Annotated in this window: 18 protein-coding genes, 1 other RNA gene and 1 pseudogene; 10 read left to right on the forward strand and 10 right to left on the reverse strand. The window is 35.2% G+C overall.

Going from position 1 to position 17,219, the window contains the following annotated elements; translation table 11 throughout:
• Positions 1-252: 252 nt before the first annotated feature.
• The 4 genes from ACB089_RS23005 (at position 253) to ACB089_RS23020 (ending at position 4,623) form a co-directional block, all read left to right on the forward strand.
• Positions 253-942, forward strand: a complete 690-nt coding sequence (locus ACB089_RS23005; protein ID WP_374964082.1) for a response regulator transcription factor — start codon at positions 253-255, stop codon at positions 940-942.
• The gene (locus tag ACB089_RS23010) at positions 939-1,919 is read left to right on the forward strand and encodes a sensor histidine kinase (RefSeq protein WP_374964083.1); all 981 of its coding nucleotides are present in this window, start codon (positions 939-941) and stop codon (positions 1,917-1,919) included. The genes ACB089_RS23005 and ACB089_RS23010 overlap by 4 nt, the downstream gene beginning before the upstream one ends.
• 108 nt (positions 1,920-2,027) lie before the next feature.
• The gene (locus ACB089_RS23015) at positions 2,028-2,789 is read left to right on the forward strand and encodes an ABC transporter ATP-binding protein (RefSeq protein WP_068985918.1); all 762 of its coding nucleotides are present in this window, start codon (positions 2,028-2,030) and stop codon (positions 2,787-2,789) included.
• On the forward strand, positions 2,779-4,623 hold the full coding sequence (locus ACB089_RS23020) for an FtsX-like permease family protein (protein WP_374964084.1): 1,845 nt from the start codon (positions 2,779-2,781) through the stop codon (positions 4,621-4,623). The genes ACB089_RS23015 and ACB089_RS23020 overlap by 11 nt, the downstream gene beginning before the upstream one ends.
• A gap of 52 nt (positions 4,624-4,675) precedes the next feature.
• Here the strand turns inward: ACB089_RS23020 and ACB089_RS23025 are convergent, their stop codons facing one another.
• Positions 4,676-5,116, reverse strand: a complete 441-nt coding sequence (locus tag ACB089_RS23025) for a hypothetical protein (protein WP_374964085.1) — start codon at positions 5,114-5,116, stop codon at positions 4,676-4,678.
• A gap of 499 nt (positions 5,117-5,615) precedes the next feature.
• Between ACB089_RS23025 and ACB089_RS23030 the strand changes: the two genes are divergently transcribed.
• Together ACB089_RS23030 and ACB089_RS23035 are read left to right on the forward strand one after the other, a co-directional pair.
• Positions 5,616-6,254: a YfbR-like 5'-deoxynucleotidase gene (locus ACB089_RS23030; RefSeq protein WP_374964086.1), complete on the forward strand. Its 639-nt coding sequence runs from the start codon at positions 5,616-5,618 to the stop codon at positions 6,252-6,254.
• 673 nt (positions 6,255-6,927) lie between these two features.
• On the forward strand, positions 6,928-7,440 hold the full coding sequence (locus ACB089_RS23035) for a zf-HC2 domain-containing protein (RefSeq protein WP_374964087.1): 513 nt from the start codon (positions 6,928-6,930) through the stop codon (positions 7,438-7,440).
• A 54-nt stretch (positions 7,441-7,494) separates the two neighbouring features.
• On the opposite strand, the gene ACB089_RS23040 is transcribed toward ACB089_RS23035, so the two are convergent.
• From ACB089_RS23040 to ACB089_RS23050, 3 genes are all read right to left on the reverse strand, one after another.
• Positions 7,495-8,496: an anti sigma factor C-terminal domain-containing protein gene (locus tag ACB089_RS23040; RefSeq protein ID WP_374964088.1), complete on the reverse strand. Its 1,002-nt coding sequence runs from the start codon at positions 8,494-8,496 to the stop codon at positions 7,495-7,497.
• On the reverse strand, positions 8,489-9,019 hold the full coding sequence (locus ACB089_RS23045) for a sigma-70 family RNA polymerase sigma factor (RefSeq protein WP_374964089.1): 531 nt from the start codon (positions 9,017-9,019) through the stop codon (positions 8,489-8,491). Before ACB089_RS23045 ends, ACB089_RS23040 begins: the two co-directional genes overlap by 8 nt.
• A gap of 238 nt (positions 9,020-9,257) precedes the next feature.
• On the reverse strand, positions 9,258-9,596 hold the full coding sequence (locus ACB089_RS23050) for a zinc ribbon domain-containing protein YjdM (RefSeq protein WP_374964090.1): 339 nt from the start codon (positions 9,594-9,596) through the stop codon (positions 9,258-9,260).
• A gap of 247 nt (positions 9,597-9,843) precedes the next feature.
• Here ACB089_RS23050 and ssrS point away from each other — a divergent pair.
• Both ssrS and ACB089_RS23060 read left to right on the forward strand, forming a co-directional pair.
• A non-coding RNA gene (gene ssrS, locus ACB089_RS23055) (6S RNA) lies at positions 9,844-10,036 on the forward strand.
• A 504-nt stretch (positions 10,037-10,540) separates the two neighbouring features.
• Positions 10,541-11,095 carry a delta-aminolevulinic acid dehydratase gene (locus ACB089_RS23060; protein WP_374964091.1) on the forward strand — a complete coding sequence of 185 codons (555 nt, stop codon included), beginning with the start codon at positions 10,541-10,543 and terminating at the stop codon, positions 11,093-11,095.
• Positions 11,096-11,202: 107 nt separating this feature from the next.
• Here the strand turns inward: ACB089_RS23060 and ACB089_RS23065 are convergent, their stop codons facing one another.
• The 4 genes from ACB089_RS23065 to ACB089_RS23080 all read right to left on the reverse strand — a co-directional run bounded on the left by ACB089_RS23065 (position 11,203) and on the right by ACB089_RS23080 (position 13,725).
• Positions 11,203-11,421 (reverse strand): DUF3955 domain-containing protein, encoded by a 219-nt coding sequence (locus ACB089_RS23065; RefSeq protein WP_374967619.1) that lies wholly within the window; start codon positions 11,419-11,421, stop codon positions 11,203-11,205.
• Positions 11,422-11,450: 29 nt separating this feature from the next.
• Entirely contained in the window at positions 11,451-11,654 is a 204-nt protein-coding gene (locus ACB089_RS23070; RefSeq protein ID WP_374964092.1) for a helix-turn-helix domain-containing protein, read from the reverse strand.
• An 8-nt stretch (positions 11,655-11,662) separates the two neighbouring features.
• Positions 11,663-12,142 (reverse strand): DUF2975 domain-containing protein, encoded by a 480-nt coding sequence (locus ACB089_RS23075; RefSeq protein ID WP_374964093.1) that lies wholly within the window; start codon positions 12,140-12,142, stop codon positions 11,663-11,665.
• 401 nt (positions 12,143-12,543) lie between these two features.
• Positions 12,544-13,725 (reverse strand): NupC/NupG family nucleoside CNT transporter, encoded by a 1,182-nt coding sequence (locus ACB089_RS23080; protein WP_374964094.1) that lies wholly within the window; start codon positions 13,723-13,725, stop codon positions 12,544-12,546.
• A 686-nt stretch (positions 13,726-14,411) separates the two neighbouring features.
• Between ACB089_RS23080 and ACB089_RS23085 the strand changes: the two genes are divergently transcribed.
• Together ACB089_RS23085 and ACB089_RS23090 are read left to right on the forward strand one after the other, a co-directional pair.
• Positions 14,412-15,593, forward strand: a complete 1,182-nt coding sequence (locus ACB089_RS23085; RefSeq protein ID WP_374964095.1) for a Ger(x)C family spore germination protein — start codon at positions 14,412-14,414, stop codon at positions 15,591-15,593.
• 117 nt (positions 15,594-15,710) lie between these two features.
• A complete protein-coding gene (locus ACB089_RS23090; RefSeq protein ID WP_374964096.1) occupies positions 15,711-16,166 on the forward strand; it encodes a hypothetical protein in 456 nt (151 codons plus the stop codon).
• Between the two features lie 63 nt (positions 16,167-16,229).
• Here the strand turns inward: ACB089_RS23090 and ytxJ are convergent, their stop codons facing one another.
• On the reverse strand, positions 16,230-16,559 hold the full coding sequence (ytxJ, locus tag ACB089_RS23095; RefSeq protein ID WP_374964097.1) for a bacillithiol system redox-active protein YtxJ: 330 nt from the start codon (positions 16,557-16,559) through the stop codon (positions 16,230-16,232).
• Between the two features lie 236 nt (positions 16,560-16,795).
• Positions 16,796-17,208, reverse strand: a pseudogene (locus tag ACB089_RS23100) (VOC family protein).
• Between the last annotated feature and the right edge of the window lie 11 nt (positions 17,209-17,219).

Consider the following 17,219-nt stretch of genomic DNA (forward strand, 5'->3'; position numbering starts at 1 on the left):
TGGCTCTTCTCTATTATTTCAAGATACAATTACTATATAAATGAAAATATTTATAGCTCATCACCAAAAGTTTAGGATGACATTTGTTAAAACGTATGCCATGTATATAAGTTGAGTGGAGACTGGGCGACTCCTCGGGGATCAGCGATAGAGGAACGAAAATCAACCCCACGTTATAATTATGAGCCATATTTATGGATTCTTAAATATCAGGGTACATTAAAAGTATATAAATAAAGAAAGGTCGATACTATGTACAAAATATACATAATAGAGGACGATGCTACTATTTCAAAGCTTATTGTCGAGCATTTATCGAAATATCAATTTGCATGCTACACTGTCCAACAATTTAACCGTATAGTAGAAGAATTTCAAGCTATTCAACCCCATCTAGTAGTCATGGATATTAACCTCCCAACTTATGATGGGTACTTCTGGTCACGAAAAATCCGCCAGCTGTCAACATGCCCTATTATTATTGTATCTGCGCGTGTGAATGATATTGATCAAGTATATGGCATTGAAAATGGTGCAGATGATTTTATTACAAAGCCCTTCTCGCTAGATGTATTTATGGCAAAAGTGAACGGCCTAATTCGTCGTACATATGGAGAATATGCTTCCTCCGATTCTAATTCTATAACAATTACCAATACTACATTAAATCCAGATACTGTTCGGCTTCACACTGAGGAACATGAGAGCCTGTTAACGTTAAAAGAGATGCAGCTTAGCAAGTTACTATTTGAAGCTTACCCAAATGTTGTATCTCGCCAAAAGTTGTTAAGTGCTATTTGGGATGATGAATCCTTCGTTGAAGAAAACACTTTATCTGTTAATATTGGTCGGCTTCGCAAAAAGTTTGAAGCTATTCAATCCCGTTTAGAAATTAAAACAATTCGTGGACTTGGCTATCAATTAGTGGAGGCAGAAGAATGAAGCTTTTCTTTCGAGATCATGTAAGTGTAATTATTCTTTATTGTGTAAGCTTCCTATTATTACCTTGGATCATTCATTCATTGGATGATTTATCATCACACTATTTTTATTTTATTTTTCTCGTTAGCTTTCTATTTATTATTTGGCTAATTGGTCGTTATTATCGCAGAAAAAAACTCTATGCTCATTTACAGAAAGGCACATTAACAAGCGATGACTTCCATCTGTTTGAACCACAGGCTATGATTGAGCAAGCCTATAGCCAAAAACTGCGACAAATGCAATATCTACACTTAACACAACAGCAAATTTTAGAGGAGCAAGGAAAAGAAAAGCAGCTTGTCCTTTCACATTTTGCTCATCAAATGAAGACCCCATTGTCGGTCATTCAACTGATTATTCAATCTGATGCAAATAGTCAATCCGAGCACTGGCAAACTATCAATAATGAATGTGATAAACTGACGTTTACCCTCAACCAGCTGCTAACTTATGAACGCACATCCAATCTAGTAGCTGATTTAAAAATAGAGACACTCTCATTAAAAGAGATTATTCAGGAGGTCATTAACGAGTTAAAGGATTATTTCATTGCTAAAGAAGTTTTTCCAAAAGTGACGCTTGCTGAAAATAATATTATTTATTCAGATCGGAAATGGTTAAAAATCGTGCTTTATCAAATCATCAATAATGCCATTAAATACGGTGAGTCTGAAAGTTCCATTCAAATTAGTTATGACGAAGCTATTTTAAAAATTAAAAACGGCGGAGATACGATTCCCGATAGCGAAATTTCACGTGTCTTTGATCTTTTTTATACAGGTGTAAAAGGAAGAACGAGCGGTGAAGCAACAGGTATAGGCTTATATTTGGTTAAAAAGATTTTGACTGCACTAGAGCACCCTTTTACCTTACAGTCCCACGAACGCTTCACTACCTTTTCTATAGACTTTTCAAATAGCGTAAAAAAATCATGAGTATTATATGACAACTTTGTCATATTGACGTCATATAGCCAAATAGGTAAAATGCTGCTCCTTCTTTATACTTAAGCTATTCAATCGAAGTAAGGGAGTTGTTCAAAGTTGGGAAACTCAATCCTACAAGTAACCAATCTACAAAAAGAATATATCGGAGAAATCACATATAAGGCATTGAATGGTATAGATTTTAAACTTGGTGAGAACGAATTCGTAGCCGTTATGGGGCCTTCTGGAAGTGGTAAAACTACATTTTTAAATAGCGTATCAACAATCGATCGCCCTACTGCTGGTGAAATTCTTATAAATGGCAGAAATCCTTATTCATTAGATGATGAGGAGCTTGCAAAATTCCGCCGTTCAGAATTAGGCTTTGTCTTTCAAGATTTTAACCTTGTACACACATTAACAGTGAAAGAAAATATTTTATTGCCACTAACTCTGGATAGTCTACCTGCCAATAAAATGCATCAACGACTTACACATATATCTCAATTTCTTGGCATCGAGGAGCTTCTTCCAAAACGAATTTATGAAATTTCTGGTGGACAAAAACAACGTGTAGCTATTGCACGTGCGGTTATTCATGAACCGAGTTTATTGTTGGCCGATGAACCTACAGGAAATCTCGATTCAAAGGCAGTAAATGATGTCATGAACTTATTTAGTTCTATTCATACCGAACTGAAAACGGCCATTTTAATGGTGACGCATGACCCTTATGTAGCAAGCTTCGCAAATCGTATTATATTCATTAAAGATGGTAAATTATATAACGAAATTCATCGTGGCAATAATCGCAAACAATTTTACCAGGAAATCATGGACACGCTTGCTTTTTTAGGTGGTGGACAACATGAGCTTTAATCATATCGTTGTACAAAATATTTTACGTGACAAATGGACCTATGTTTCTTATTTCCTTAGCAGTATGTTTTCTATCATTATTTTCTTTTTATTTACAGTCATCGCTTTTCATCCAAGTCTTAATAGTTTAGCTCCCGATTCAACACTCGGCATTTCATTAATGTTAGCAAGTATGCTCGTCTATTTGTTTTCATTTATCTTCATTGCGTATTCCATAATGGCGTTTTTGAAGAAAAAAGCAAAAACACTAGGCATCTTTATGATTACTGGTGCATCCATGAAACAAATTCGCACACTAGTTTTTCGTGAAAATATTCTTATTGGTGTAATGGCGATTATTGCAGCAATCGTTCTTGGACTTGTCATTACACCACTCTTCTTAATGGGTGCCAAGGTTGTGTTAAAAGCAGAAACTTTCGGTATGTATATTCCGATTAAAGCAATCGTTTTAACTGTTGGTTTATTCCTTGTATTATTTGTTGTTATTTCAAAAATAATGACAAGATTTATTAATAAAGAAGCGTCAATTCAGCTTTTAAAAAGTGATATTGTCATCGAAAAATCGATAAAATCTCATTATCTTTTATTAATTATTAGTATTACTATTTCCGCCACTTTAGCCTATTTATTAAAAATTGATCATGACATTGTAGTTAGCTTTGGTATTCTTTACTACATCGTGTTTTTCGCGAGTATTCTTTCTACAATTTATCTAATCATCTCACAAGGAATGTGCTTCCTGCTAAAAATCTTTGAGAAATCGCCAGCCTATTTGCGGAAAACAAATATGTTACTGGCTTCCAACCTCAATGCAAAAATGAAGTCGCACGCAAATATGCTATTTTTAATAACGATTTTAATAAGCGGTGTATTTTTATGTACAAGCATTTTATTTAGCTCCTACTATAATGTTGCAAAGGACAGCGAAGCGAGCTATCCCTATAGCTTTCAATACATCGCAGATCCTAAGGCTGATGCAAGCATGGTAAAAGCTGATGTTGAATATCTTGAAAAACAATTATCTACAGTGGATTCGCAAAAATACTTTATTGAATTTAAATCGAATGAAGATAAACGACTTGGTTATATGTCAGTTTCAAACTATAATCTGTTAAAAAATCAAACCGTTAGCTTAAATAACAATGAATTTATAGCTGTCGCTGGTAATCATAAACTAGCACCAATAACGAATATTGATGAAGACCATTATCTTAAGCATTTAAAGCTTGCGTCTGTAGATGAGAGAAACTTATTATCCACCGGGTTCCAGCAAACATATTTTATTGTACCCGATCTTCTTTATAACAGTATCGACTATCCTGTTTATAAAACTTATATATTTGAGCTCGACAATTGGACAACGCATACAGAACTTGCGAGAAAAATTACTGAGGATCTCCCAACTATATCTCAGCAACGGTATGTAGCTTCAAAAATCGACTTATATGACTCAGAACTGTTTGTAAAAAGTGTCATGTTCTTTATCGGCTCTATGTTGAGTTTGATTTTCTTAAGTGCCGCTATGAGTATACTCTACTTCTATTTACAAACGACACTTCTCCAGGAAAAAGAAAAGTATTTAGGCATACGGAAGCTTGGTTTATCCAAAAAAGAGTTATTCACTGTAGTTTCTAAGGAGCTGGCAATCCTCATATTTGTGCCATTTGCGATAGCGATTACGATGTTGTTTGTTACTTTATTTGCTATGCGAACAATGGTTTCAACCACATTTTTAAAAGTCTCTTTGATGAGTTCTGTATGTTTCTTTATCCTGTTCTTCGTTAGTTACTTATTTATTCGTAAAAACTACTTTAAACGTTTACTTAGCAATTGAAAAAAAATTCGCACTCCACTTAGGGTGCGAATTTTTGCGATGGAGAAATCCTTTACCATAGTACAGGCTTTGCTACCATTAACCATAACATGATGAGCAATAACAAAATGTACATCCATGCTTTCTTATGTAACAATGAAGCAAATTTTTGTTGGTCATAGGCAGGTGTATTAAATGTTCGTAAAGTCGGTTTAAACGCTCTTGCTAAAAAAACGATAGAGGCAAGCAATACAAGAAATGTAAGCACAATCCACGAGGTACTCCAATGATAGCCCGCATGCCACATTAATAAAATACCCGATGCAACAAGAACATGTCCCGAATGCTTGACGATTGTAATTGCTCCTTTAAAAGCCTCAATATACGGTGACATCTCAACATGGGATGCTGTACGCATTTTCTTAATAATTGGTAAAACTACAAACAATGGCCCAATCGAAAGGATGGCACTTAAAATATGTATATAAAGAAGAAGTGTATAAATTGAAATCAAGGTGCATACTCCCCTTTTAACTTTTTTCAGCAAGTATTTTGGTAGCGAAAGCAAAGCGTCAGCTACAGAAGTCCCCCACCTCTTAGGTGGTGAGATGAATGCGGGTTTAAGTTACTTTTTCAGTGGGTGTCCAAACACTTGTACCTGCCGCTACGCTTTCGGTACAGAAGACATTTGCTGAAAGAAGTTAAAACCTCCGGCGGATGTCACGGAATCGGAAAGGAGTTCAATATAGGATGTTAGCCTAAAATCATCGCATCCATGCGATAATGGCTAACTGACCTGCATCATGCAGGCCTAAGCACAAAGCCGATTCCGGACGCAATTATGCCGAGGCATAATTGATTCGGTCCCTCCTCATTATAGCACTCAACATATGCGTGCCTTACCGGCAATTGTGAATCCTTTGTAAACGCAAATTGAATCATTGTTAAATTGTTTGAAATCTACACAAAGAGGGTATTGATTATAGTAACATGCACATATAGAACAAAAAGGAGTGATTTTTATAGGAATTCATCAATTTTTTACAAGTCTTAATGACCTAGAGCGTATTATTCGTTGCCCTGGCCGCTTCAAATTTGAAGAGCATAATGTGGCTGCTCACTCTTGGAAGGTATCACAGTATGCTATGTTCTTTGCTACACTCGAGGAAATGAATGGAGCTACGGTAAATTGGAAATCGTTATATGAAAAAACCATCAATCATGACTTTGCTGAAGTATTTATCGGCGATATTAAAACCCCAGTAAAGCACGCGAGCCCAGAGCTTAAGCAATTGCTTGCCCATGTCGAAGAAAAAATGATGGAAAAATTCATTATTAATGAGATTCCACAAGAATTTCAGGCTATCTTCTTTGACCGCATGAAAGAAGGTAAGGACAGCACGTTAGAAGGTCGTCTACTTGAATTTGCTGATAAGCTTGACCAATTTTATGAAGCCTTTGCTGAATTAAAACGTGGAAACACAGACAAAGAATTTGTGTATATGTATCAAACAGCTCTTACCAAGCTTTTAATAATCCCCCTCGAAGCTTCAGTTCACTATTTCCGTACTGAGATTTTGAAGGATGCTGTGAAGGAAAAAACACATATTGATATTCAAGCTTTGACAAATGAAGTATTAACATCAAATTAATAGGGTGCATGCACAAGTTTTCCGATGAATTAACTCACGGAAGGCTTTTTTATTATATCAATTATGCTTTGGCATAATTGCGTCCGGAATCGGCTTTGTGCTTAGGCCTGCAGATGTTTTTTGTGCGAAAGCGCAGTGCTAACGTAGCGGTAGCAACAGATGTTTTTTGTGCGAAAGCGCAGTGCTAACGTAGCGGCAGCAACAGATGTTTTTTGTGCGAAAGCGCAGTGCTAACGTAGCGGCAGCAACAGATGTTTTTTGTGCGAAAGCGCAGTGCTAACGTAGCGGCAGCAACAGATGTTTTTTGTGCGAAAGCGCAGTGCTAACGTAGCGGCAGCAACAGATGTTTTTTGTGCGAAAGCGCAGTGCTAACGTAGCGGCAGCAACAGATGTTTTTTGTGCGAAAGCGCAGTGCTAACGTAGCGGCAGCAACAGATGTTTTTTGTGCGAAAGCGCAGTGCTAACGTAGCGGCAGCAACAGATGTTTTTTGTGCGAAAGCGCAGTGCTAACGTAGCGGCAGCAACAGATGTTTTTTGTGCGAAAGCGCAGTGCTAACGTAGCGACAGGTACAGATGTTTGGACACCCGCTGAAAATTAACTTAAACCCGCATTCATCTGCTGAAAGAAGTTAAAAAGTCGTATAATGGAAGGAGATCGATTGGAGGGAAGCTTTTGTCACAGGAATGTTCAATTGTAGAGGATTTAATACCTTTGTATAAAAAACAAGCGCTCCAAGCAAGTACTATAGAATTTGTTGAACAACATTTAGCTAATTGTGAGCATTGTCGTCAGCTCGACACTTCAGAGCAATCACTAGTTTATAAATTCCCTATGAAAAGTACATTAACATTTTTTCATCTTGTTTTTATCGTACTCTCCTTTATGTTTGCCATTAACTCATCCTTACTAGGCAATCATAAAAGCTTTGTTGTATCATACGCAATTTTCGGTTGTCTTACTTACTTCTTTTACAAAAACATTTGGATTGTTTTCGCCATTAGCTTTGTGCCTGTTTTCGTCTGGGCCGTCATTAATAATATTAATAATCCACTCTATGTCATCGACTATTCCTTTACGGAAATTGGGACACTGCTAATTGGAGCTAGCTACATAGCTATTTTACATACTATTTTTGCACTAATCGGTGCTGCTTTTGCTATTATGTTTCGTAGGTTTAGAAAATAATGTTACACCAGCAGAAAGAAGTTGTCTCAACGTAACCTGAGACAACTTCTTTAATCACCAATTATATCCATTCATAAGTTCGACATCCCCTAGCATTTCATTAGAAATACCTTCTAAATCTTGAAGCATCCATAGTCGCTTTGCCGGTCCTGTTACAACAGCGCCATAAGCTTGAAATCCATTCTTTTTTATATAATCATAGCGTTCTTGCAAATGATGTAAACCTAGAAATCCCTCATAATAGCTTTCCTTTTCAGTTAAAAGTCTTTCCATATTTTCCAACATCCATCGCTGGCTATCTTTCACATTATATTCTATTTCTTGTGCTTGCGATATATGTGAATAATCATCACTAACTTTTAAGCCTCCTGATAACCCGAAACTATCATAAATTGTAATTGAACCACTGTTGTAGCTAGAAGAAGCTGGTTCAAAGGATTTAAACTCACCTGTGTATAATGGCATCCAAACGATTTGGACATCGTACGGAGCAATCATTTTTACCAATTCCATAGGTTCTTTATAGGTTGAAATCGAAAATGCCATTTCCGCTACAGTTCCCTCAGGTAATTTTTCTAACGTCTTCCATATATTATTATTAAGATGAGATGCTGTTGCTTTTCCGGTTACAGGATCTTCGGGTAAATTAAAATTAAATTGCTGTGATGTATTTGTCGACGGTAAATCCATACTCAGAGATGAATTAGAATCCAATATAGATTTTTCAACATGCATTTCGCCGACTACTACCTTTTCCTTTCCTACCTGCTTCTCAAGAGGATAGCTAAATTTTTGCGTCAGAAATGGTGTTATTTCTGACGACAAACCTGAAGTATCTCGACCCGTAATATTTGGATGCTGCCATTGAAGTGCTATTAAAGAGTTATAAATATGTTTAAGATCTGGACGCGCTTTATCAAAAACGACGGACACTCCTATTATATAGAGAGCATAAATAAAGAAGCATATTAGCAATACACGTAGGACTCGAAATGTTAATGTAAAACGGTATTTTCTTAAAATCTTTTTTTCATTCTCCTGCGACCACTCAGTCATGTTGAAAACCTCCATTCTTTTTTACTATTTCCTCCAACCTTTTGCGGGCACGATGCAAAAGTATTTTCACCTGCCCCTCCGAAAGCTCCAGTGCCTCCTGTAATTCTAAGTAGGTGAATTGTTCATATTCACGTAAATATAAAATCGTTCGGTAATTTTCAGGCAAAAATTTCAGCAACGCCTGTACATCTTCCGTCACTTCCTGCATTAGAAAATCCTCTTCTGGAAGCCCGTACGGACTTAGCATTTCATCTTTCCAAAATAAGTGTGCGAACGGAATAGTCCTTCGCCTTTTCTGCTTACGCCATTCATCTAAATACGTGTTCCGCGCTACTTTGAATAACCATGCTCTCACATCCTCCTCTTTATAAAACGACAACGATATCGTAGCTCGTACAAATGTTTCTTGCACTAAATCTTCCGCTACATGCACTGACCCAGACATCTTCAGCAGAAAATAATATAACGATTTCGCGTATTTTTCATAAAGTTGCTCAAGCTCGTTTTTCCGCTGTCTGTCCATGCCATCCCCTCGCTTTGCAATTCCACAAGTAAAACGTATATCTTTTCTAAATGTTACAGTAATTACTAAAAAAAATTATTGAAATCAATTTTGCCTTGGCGTAATTGCGTCCGGAGGCTTTATTTTTATTCAATAGGTGTTTAGACACCTACTGAATAAAAATAAAAAAGAGTCGATTTAGAATAGCCTTCCAACTTCAAGTTTGGGGCGCTTCATATTACGACTCTTTTTACAGTAATTATGCTTTTTTTACGAACTCTGACTTTAATTTCATTGCACCAAAGCCATCGATTTTACAGTCAATATTGTGATCTCCTTCAACGAGACGAATGCTTTTCACCTTTGTCCCAATTTTTAATGTTGAAGAACTACCTTTAACCTTTAGATCCTTAATAATTGTTACGGAATCACCGTCTGCAAGTAGACTGCCATGTGCATCCTTTACAATTAGTGTATCTGACTCCTGCTCTGTAACATCTGTGCTCCACTCATGCGCACATTCTGGACATACAAAGTTCGATCCATCCTCATATGTGTATTCAGAATTACATTTCGGACAATTTGGATAAGCTGCCATTTCCGCTTCCTCCTTTTATTTTTTTACTAGGTAAACCCTATTTATGCTCCTATCTTTACATAATCTATCCTATTTAGCAAAGGTTGTTCGTATTTTTCGTTCTCATTTGTGAATAATGTATGGAGGAGTTTCAAGTATTTTGGGCGATGTTCCTTCCAGTCCTATATGATTTGGAACTCTTGCCCATTGACTTTTTTGCACAAACCATCTTACTTGCAAGTTTGTTTATCATCCTTTATTATATCCTTAAAGGCTGCATTGTTCGTACAATATTAAGTTTTAACCTTTAAGCTGTAAAAGGGAGTTTTATTATTGGAGTTGGAATGACGGGCCTCACACCATGGTGCATGAGGATAAGCAGGAAAGCTTCTGCGAACACCCACTTTGAGGAGTGGTGGTTTAAAACTTTCTATAATAACTACGGCATACGCGGCTTTTTAAATTTAATCTTACTAGCCACATGGCTTTGAAGCGAATCACCCTTCATTATTGGAGGGTGATTTTTTATTATCAAAATGAGCATTGTTGCAAAAATTAATGATTATTAACGTTATAACTTAACACATACTAACATTCATCTCCTCACAACATAACCTTTTACACGAAGTCCTTTTGGTTTCTTCTTATCAACAGTTTTATTAACATCTGTGGAAGGTTTTTTATTGGTTGTTCTAATAATACTTTACGTAAATTTCCACTCATCTGCTTTACTTCTAAATCTGTAAGTAGACGATGGGAAGGGGCTAATCCCGTAAATTATTTTTCAATGACGTATAAGCCACACGTCACATTTGAGGAGTGGTGGTTCTTGTCTCCTAAGTTTCTTATTTATGTGCGCAATCATTTGTTAAATAATTCCCAAACAATTACAATTCATAATTGCAAAATACTGTTATATATTCAGTGTTTTATACAAATAGAAATATAATAAAAGGAGCATTAGAATGAGCAAACCAGAATTATATGTTAGTTTAGCTGTTGGTCCAAATACGGGTATGGAAGCGCATGCCTTACGTTCAACCCTTGAGTACTTTGGAGCAAGAGTTACAGTACATTGGATAGGCAGACCAAATGATCTTATTGATTTGTTATCTGGAGAAGATCGAGACGAAAAGATCGATTATTTAGTTCTAAATTCCCATGGTGATGAAGGAAGATTATGTATGAATGAGCTAGGAGAAGATATTTATGAAAGAAACGAGCCCCGCGGGGAATTTTTTGGTCCTGAGGAAGTCATGCGTTATTCAAAATTAAATGATATAAAAGTTATCGCTGCAGGCTGTACATTAGGCGTTGAACAATTAGCATCGGCATTCTTAAAAAGTGGCTGTCATTCTTATATCGCTCCAAACGATTACATAGACTGCAATGCAAATCTAATGTTTTTAATACGATTTATGTATGAAATAATTCATAATAATAAAACTCAGCAAGAAGCTTTTGACATTGCAAAACCTTTGGATGAAGACACTTCAATGTATCAACTTTATTTATCGTAAGCATATCTTTTATATCTAAATGTCATACAAAAAAATAACCAGGTACTCACGATGAGCGCCTGGTTATTTTTTTGGACGGTTAGCAGCCTTTTTACAAATTAACTTTTTTAGTTTGAAACTTGTGTTTTCTTAAACATTGAAATCAATGCCACACCTGCTAGTAACACAATCCCTAAGAAGAATAATAAAAATCCAATTGGAATCAAGAAGAAAGGTTCTTCTAAAGTGCCATCTGCAGCTACATTACTCCCAATGATTGCCTTCGCAATAAAACAGATTACTCCTAAAAGAATTGGTGTAGTTGCAATTACATATTTTGTTTTCATCATATCTTCCTCCATTAAAATTAGTTTAATTATTTTTGATATTCCAAGATATCACCTGGTTGGCAGTCTAATACTTCACATATTTTTTCTAATGTTGAAAATTTGATAGCTTTTGCTTTTCCAGTTTTTAGAATCGAGACGTTTGCCATTGTGATACCCAGTTTTTCCGATAATTCCGTAACACTCATTTTCCTTTTTGCCAGCATCACATCAAGATTAACCACGATAACCATGTTACACCTCAAATCGTTAATTCGTTATCCTGTTTAAGTTCACTTGCTTTACCCATCAAATAAGAAAGTAAAGAAGTGAATACAGCAATAACTACTGCAAAAAATAGAATAAGCAAAAGAATCATTAAAAGATTAGTATTGTAGTTCCCACTAATAAATATATAAAGCAGTGCGATGACATATAAAACTCCTTCTGTCATTGCTAAAACAGTTATACGTTTTAACCTATTTGCATTTTTTAATGTGAAATCGTTACCTATATTAATATCTGAACAGATACTCCAACCTATACATAAAGAAAAAAAGTAAGGAATGCCAGTGATCCAAATAAAAGCAATGAAAGGTTTATATACCTCTTTTAATGAACCAGAATCTAACAATATATTCTTCCCTGTCTCTGGTCCTACATAGCTACAGAACAACAAACCAAATAACCAACAAAATACAATAATTATTTTTAACCACTTTGCTAATTCCTTCTGCTTCATATTTCACCGCCTTCTCAACTTTCTAATGCTAGAATAATCGAAAAAACATCCTTAGTCAATACTTTTTTATTTTAAAACGATAAATAATTATTATTTTATAATACAAGCGATTCAAATCAAAAGACCAGATGCTCACAATAAATTACAGTTTACAATACCACCCATAATTCTTGAGATGTAGTCAATAGCCATAAAGCTGATTTAATACAGTCACATCCACTTCTAGACCATCCACGGCAAAAGAGATGATTGTGCCAATACTGTAGCAATCCATTTTTCCATTTGAACAATTCCTTTTTGCATAAAAAAAGCCCTCCACAGATGTGTGGAAGGCATAAACTCAAACGTTTGTGATTTTATAAAGTACAATCGATATAGAACAACTGCTTCTTTTTTCTAAATTAAATAACCATACCAACAATTGTAGCCGTTAAGATACTAACAAGTGTTGCTCCGTACAACAACTTTAAGCCAAAACGGGCAACTACATCCGCTTGCCTTTCATTCAAACCTTTTACTGCTCCGGCAATAATACCGATCGATGCAAAGTTTGCAAAGGATACAACAAATACAGAAATAATAGCCAGTGTATGTGCACTCATAGACTTAGCTACCTCTCCAAGGCTTGCCATTGCAACGAATTCATTCGTTACTAATTTGGTTGCCATAATTCCTCCGGCAGTAATAGCTTCTGCCCATGGTACACCCATTAGGAAAGCTACTGGTGCAAAGATATAACCCAATAATTCTTGGAAAGATATACCGATACTCATTTCAAACAGTGAATTGATTAAATCCATTAATGCTACGAAACCAATAAGCATAGCTCCAACAATAACAGCTACTTTAAATCCATCCAAGATATATTCGCCAAGCATTTGAAAGAAAGTTTGCTTATGTTCATCTTCAATCGTTAAGATATCTTCACTTTCTTCTACGCTATACGGATTAATGATTGAAGCAATAATAAATCCACCAAACAAGTTCAATACAATCGCTGTTACAACATATTTTGGTTCAATCATCGTCATATATGCTCCAACAACTGACATAGAAACGGTAGACATTGCTGAAGCGCATAATGTATACATTCGCTGTGGAGAAATCTTATCTAATTGTTTTTTTACAGTAATGAATACTTCCGATTGGCCTACCAGCGCAGAGGCAACAGCATTATATGATTCCAATTTCCCCATACCACTTACTTTACTTAAAAATAAACCTATCCATTTCATGAAGAAAGGAAGAATTTTAAAATACTGCAAGATCCCTATCAATGAAGATATAAAGATAATCGGTAATAATACACCTAGAAAGAAGGAAAATTCTCCTTCATTCAGTACACCTCCAAAAACAAATGATACGCCAGTATTTGCGTAAGACAATAAATGATCAAATACATTTGTTATTCCTTTGATTAGAACATAACCAAATTTTGTATTTAGCAGAACTACTGCCAATACAAATTGGATGATTAACATAAGAACTATGTTTTTATATTTTATTTCTTTCTTGTTTTTACTCATTATCAGAGCTAAACCAAAAACAAGTAGCAATCCACAAATGGATATTAAGTATCTCATAAGTTCCTCCATAAATTTCAATAATAATTTTTAGACGTTCGACCCCAAAACTACAAAGCCATTCTTTCGCTTCTTTATGTTTCAATATCGAAACTTGAAGAAACAGTCATAGATCTTAATTAAATAAAGTAGTCAGACGTCAGACAAACAATTTCACTATACAGTTTTTTAACTACCTATTCAATAGTTAATAGAAAAAAATATGTAATCACTTTCATCATGTTAGAACCTTCTTTATTGTGTGAAATTTTTGATATATTATGTTCATCGTTTAAAGAAAACTCAAATAAGTAATATTAAAACAAATATGTTCCGTTCGTTTAAGTGTAATATTCCACAATCCACCTTAATTCACAATTCTTTTTTATTGTTTTTAACAAAAAAAAAACAGCCATCACCAACGATAAATTTTTGGAATGGCGAAATAGCGTTTTTAGAGGATTCAAATAAAGCGGGCTTTAGATAAGAAAAATTTCAAAGAGACAAGAGATAACAATTAATCAAACTAGATTGATATTTAAAAAGACCAAGACGGCGATATCTGGTCTTAACTATTTGTTTAGCTGTAACTCATTGTAAGGTTGTACGCTAGTTTTCTAGAATATTCTTATCATCTAATTTTTTAGTATATTTCTTTAAAAACTTGTTCATCCTCTTAATAGTTTACTTGAAGAGGTGAATATAAAATGAAAAAATCATTAATAGTAATTTTTCTAGTCATATTTACGCTATTGCTAAGTGGCTGTTGGAGTAAGCGTGAATTAGGCGAACTAGCTATTGTTTCGGCTTTAGGTATTGATAAAGTTAATGATGGATATTCTATTTCTGTTCAAATTATCAATGCTAGTGAAATGTCTGAAAATAAATCTTCTGGTAGTCAATCGCCAGTTACTACCTATCATGCAACTGGAAAATCCTTATTCGAAGCTATTAGGAAATTAACTGCATCTTCTCCAAGAAGAGCCTATTTCACTCACATGCAATTAGTTGTTTTCGGGGAAGAATTTGCATCTGAAGGAATTGCGGAAGCTCTAGACTTTATGGCTAGAGACCAAGCAATTAGAAGTGACTTTAACTTTGTTGTAGCCTACAATTCTACGGCTAAAGATATTTTAAATGTCTTAACACCTATAGAAAAAATACCAGCAAAAAAGATTCTAAATTCCGCACTTGCTTCCCAAGATGCTTGGGGCTCAACAAAATTTGTTGATACTGAAGATTTAATTTCTGAGTTGGGAGATGATCACAAAAGTACGGTTTTATCAGCAATAGAGTTAGTTGGGGACAAAGATTTAGGTAAACGTCCAGATAATGTTGAAAGAATTGAAACATCGGCAGTATTACATTTCACTGGACTAGGGGTATTTAAAAAGGATAAATTAATAGGTTATTTAACTGAACTAGAAAGTATCTATTATAATTTTTTAATGAATAATATTAAAAGCACAATTATTAATACCTCTTGTCCTAATGAAGGATCTATAACGACTGAAATAGGGAAATCTAAAACAACTATTCAAGGGGAATTTGAACAAGGGATTCCAAAAATAAATGTGAAAATTGATGTTGAACAAAATGTTGCAGAAGTTAAATGTGCCATTGATTTATCAAAAGAGAAAACTTTAAAAATGATTGATAAAAAAACTGCTAACTTTATTAAAGAAAATATTGAAAAAACCATTAATACGATTAAAGATAATTATCAAGTTGATATTTTGAACTTTGGAGAAGTACTTCATATGGAAGATTATAAAGCATGGGATACTATTAAAGATGACTGGTTAACAATGTTTCCAGAGTTAGAAGTCAATGTTGACGTTAATGTCAAGACGACTGGGACAGCGACCTTGGTTAATTCCATCAAATAAGAATAAGGCAAAATTAACATGATGCATTTCCTACCCTTCTTTCAAATAACCTACTACCGTCCTGTATAATTCACCTCCATTTTGCGCATATAAGTAGTAACAAGGGAGGTCATTACATTGAAGAAGTTATTTTATCTATTTTTACTAGTTACACTGTTGTTATCAGCTTGCGGGAAAAATACCGCTCCAAAAGAAGTAGCCGTCGATAAAAATACTTCCGTGGAAGATATAGTGGGAGCTACCGTCAAAAATAAATTCACTGTTGAAGAAAAGAATGGGATTGTCACTATTTCCATTCAGGATGCAGATGTAACAAAAGGTGTAAAAAGTCAGATGCTGAAGGACTCTACAAAGATTTTTGCAGAGCTGTCCAAGCTGAAAAGCGTTAAAACACCATCTATTTCCTGGTACGCACCATTAACAGAACCTGGTGGAGACAAAGATATGACTGAGGTATTAAATATTTATTTTAGTGAGGAAGACTTTAGAAAAGTTAATTGGACAAACTATGAGCAGCTAGATATTGAATCCATTGCTACTCATTATCATCAAAATGAAGCTTTAGGTCATTAGAAAACTTCCTCAGAAAGATACCCCTTCATGTATAAAAGAATGGGTATCTTTTTTATTATCCGCTCACTTAACGTACATACTAATTGCTTCTGACAGAAGAGATTGTTTTATTTTATAATGCGTCGCTTGCCAAACGCCTTTCCCATCTTTCAAAATGAATAGCTGGGGTGATTCATGCTTCACCTTTAGATCGTTTTCAATAATATTTGAGACATCCCTATCCTTCTGCACAATAATTAAATACTTAGGCAAATTTGTTTCCAGTGCTTTCAACTCTTTTAACGCTGAAATGCTACTAAAACATGTCATACTGAATTTTAACACTAGACAGGCCTTATCCTTAGATTGCTGTAAAGTATCTCTCCATTGCTCAGCCGTTTTAATTCTTTCCATACTTTGAACCTCCAACTTGTAAGCCTTTCATTCATTATATACCATATAGGGTATTAATCAATTTTACCTTGGCGTAATTGCAGCAGCAAGAGGGATTCGACTGTGCGAAAGTGAAGCAACAGAGGTAAGAAAATCTTCTGCACCTGTCGCTACGCTTTCGATACAAAATCATTTGCTGCATACAGATAAAAATACGAGCCTACAATAACGAAAGCTCGTACCTCTTCTTATAATATTTAAATACCCTCCGTGTTCATTAATACAACACGCCAGCCATCTGGATCTTCAATTGTGACACCTTTGTCAGCCCAATATGGATTTTCTGGCTCTACTTCTGGATGGCCCATTTGCAATAAGCGTTCCGCAATACGCTGTATGGTTGCAAACTTTGGAATTACAATACAAGCAGATTATCCTTTGTTGGTGCTGGACATGGGCTTCCCTCAAGATGCTCTGTAAATTCTAAATGATAGCTAGCATTTGGAAGACCAATCATTATACCATTGTAGCCACGATGCCCTGTGAAAGAACCGATTTTTTCTAACCCTACGCCTTCACAATAAAATTTTTCAATTTCCTTTAATTGATCAGTTGGCCTAGCAATACGAACTTGTGCCACCTGTAATTCATCCGACCATTGTTGTCCCATAGTTATTTTTC

Origin of the sequence: Lysinibacillus sp. RS10 (assembly GCF_041956855.1) — a bacterium.
Lineage (GTDB): Bacteria > Bacillota > Bacilli > Bacillales_A > Planococcaceae > Lysinibacillus > Lysinibacillus xylanilyticus_A.

Coding starts and splice junctions, on each gene's coding strand:
- ACB089_RS23005 (WP_374964082.1), top strand. CDS start 253: ATGTACAAAATATACATAATAGAGGACGATGCTACTATTTCAAAGCTT.
- ACB089_RS23010 (WP_374964083.1), top strand. CDS start 939: ATGAAGCTTTTCTTTCGAGATCATGTAAGTGTAATTATTCTTTATTGT.
- ACB089_RS23020 (WP_374964084.1), top strand. CDS start 2,779: ATGAGCTTTAATCATATCGTTGTACAAAATATTTTACGTGACAAATGG.
- ACB089_RS23040 (WP_374964088.1), bottom strand. CDS start 8,496: ATGACTGAGTGGTCGCAGGAGAATGAAAAAAAGATTTTAAGAAAATAC.
- ACB089_RS23045 (WP_374964089.1), bottom strand. CDS start 9,019: ATGGACAGACAGCGGAAAAACGAGCTTGAGCAACTTTATGAAAAATAC.
- ACB089_RS23050 (WP_374964090.1), bottom strand. CDS start 9,596: ATGGCAGCTTATCCAAATTGTCCGAAATGTAATTCTGAATACACATAT.
- ACB089_RS23060 (WP_374964091.1), top strand. CDS start 10,541: ATGAGCAAACCAGAATTATATGTTAGTTTAGCTGTTGGTCCAAATACG.
- ACB089_RS23065 (WP_374967619.1), bottom strand. CDS start 11,421: ATGAAAACAAAATATGTAATTGCAACTACACCAATTCTTTTAGGAGTA.
- ACB089_RS23070 (WP_374964092.1), bottom strand. CDS start 11,654: ATGGTTATCGTGGTTAATCTTGATGTGATGCTGGCAAAAAGGAAAATG.
- ACB089_RS23075 (WP_374964093.1), bottom strand. CDS start 12,142: ATGAAGCAGAAGGAATTAGCAAAGTGGTTAAAAATAATTATTGTATTT.
- ACB089_RS23080 (WP_374964094.1), bottom strand. CDS start 13,725: ATGAGATACTTAATATCCATTTGTGGATTGCTACTTGTTTTTGGTTTA.
- ACB089_RS23085 (WP_374964095.1), top strand. CDS start 14,412: ATGAAAAAATCATTAATAGTAATTTTTCTAGTCATATTTACGCTATTG.
- ytxJ (WP_374964097.1), bottom strand. CDS start 16,559: ATGGAAAGAATTAAAACGGCTGAGCAATGGAGAGATACTTTACAGCAA.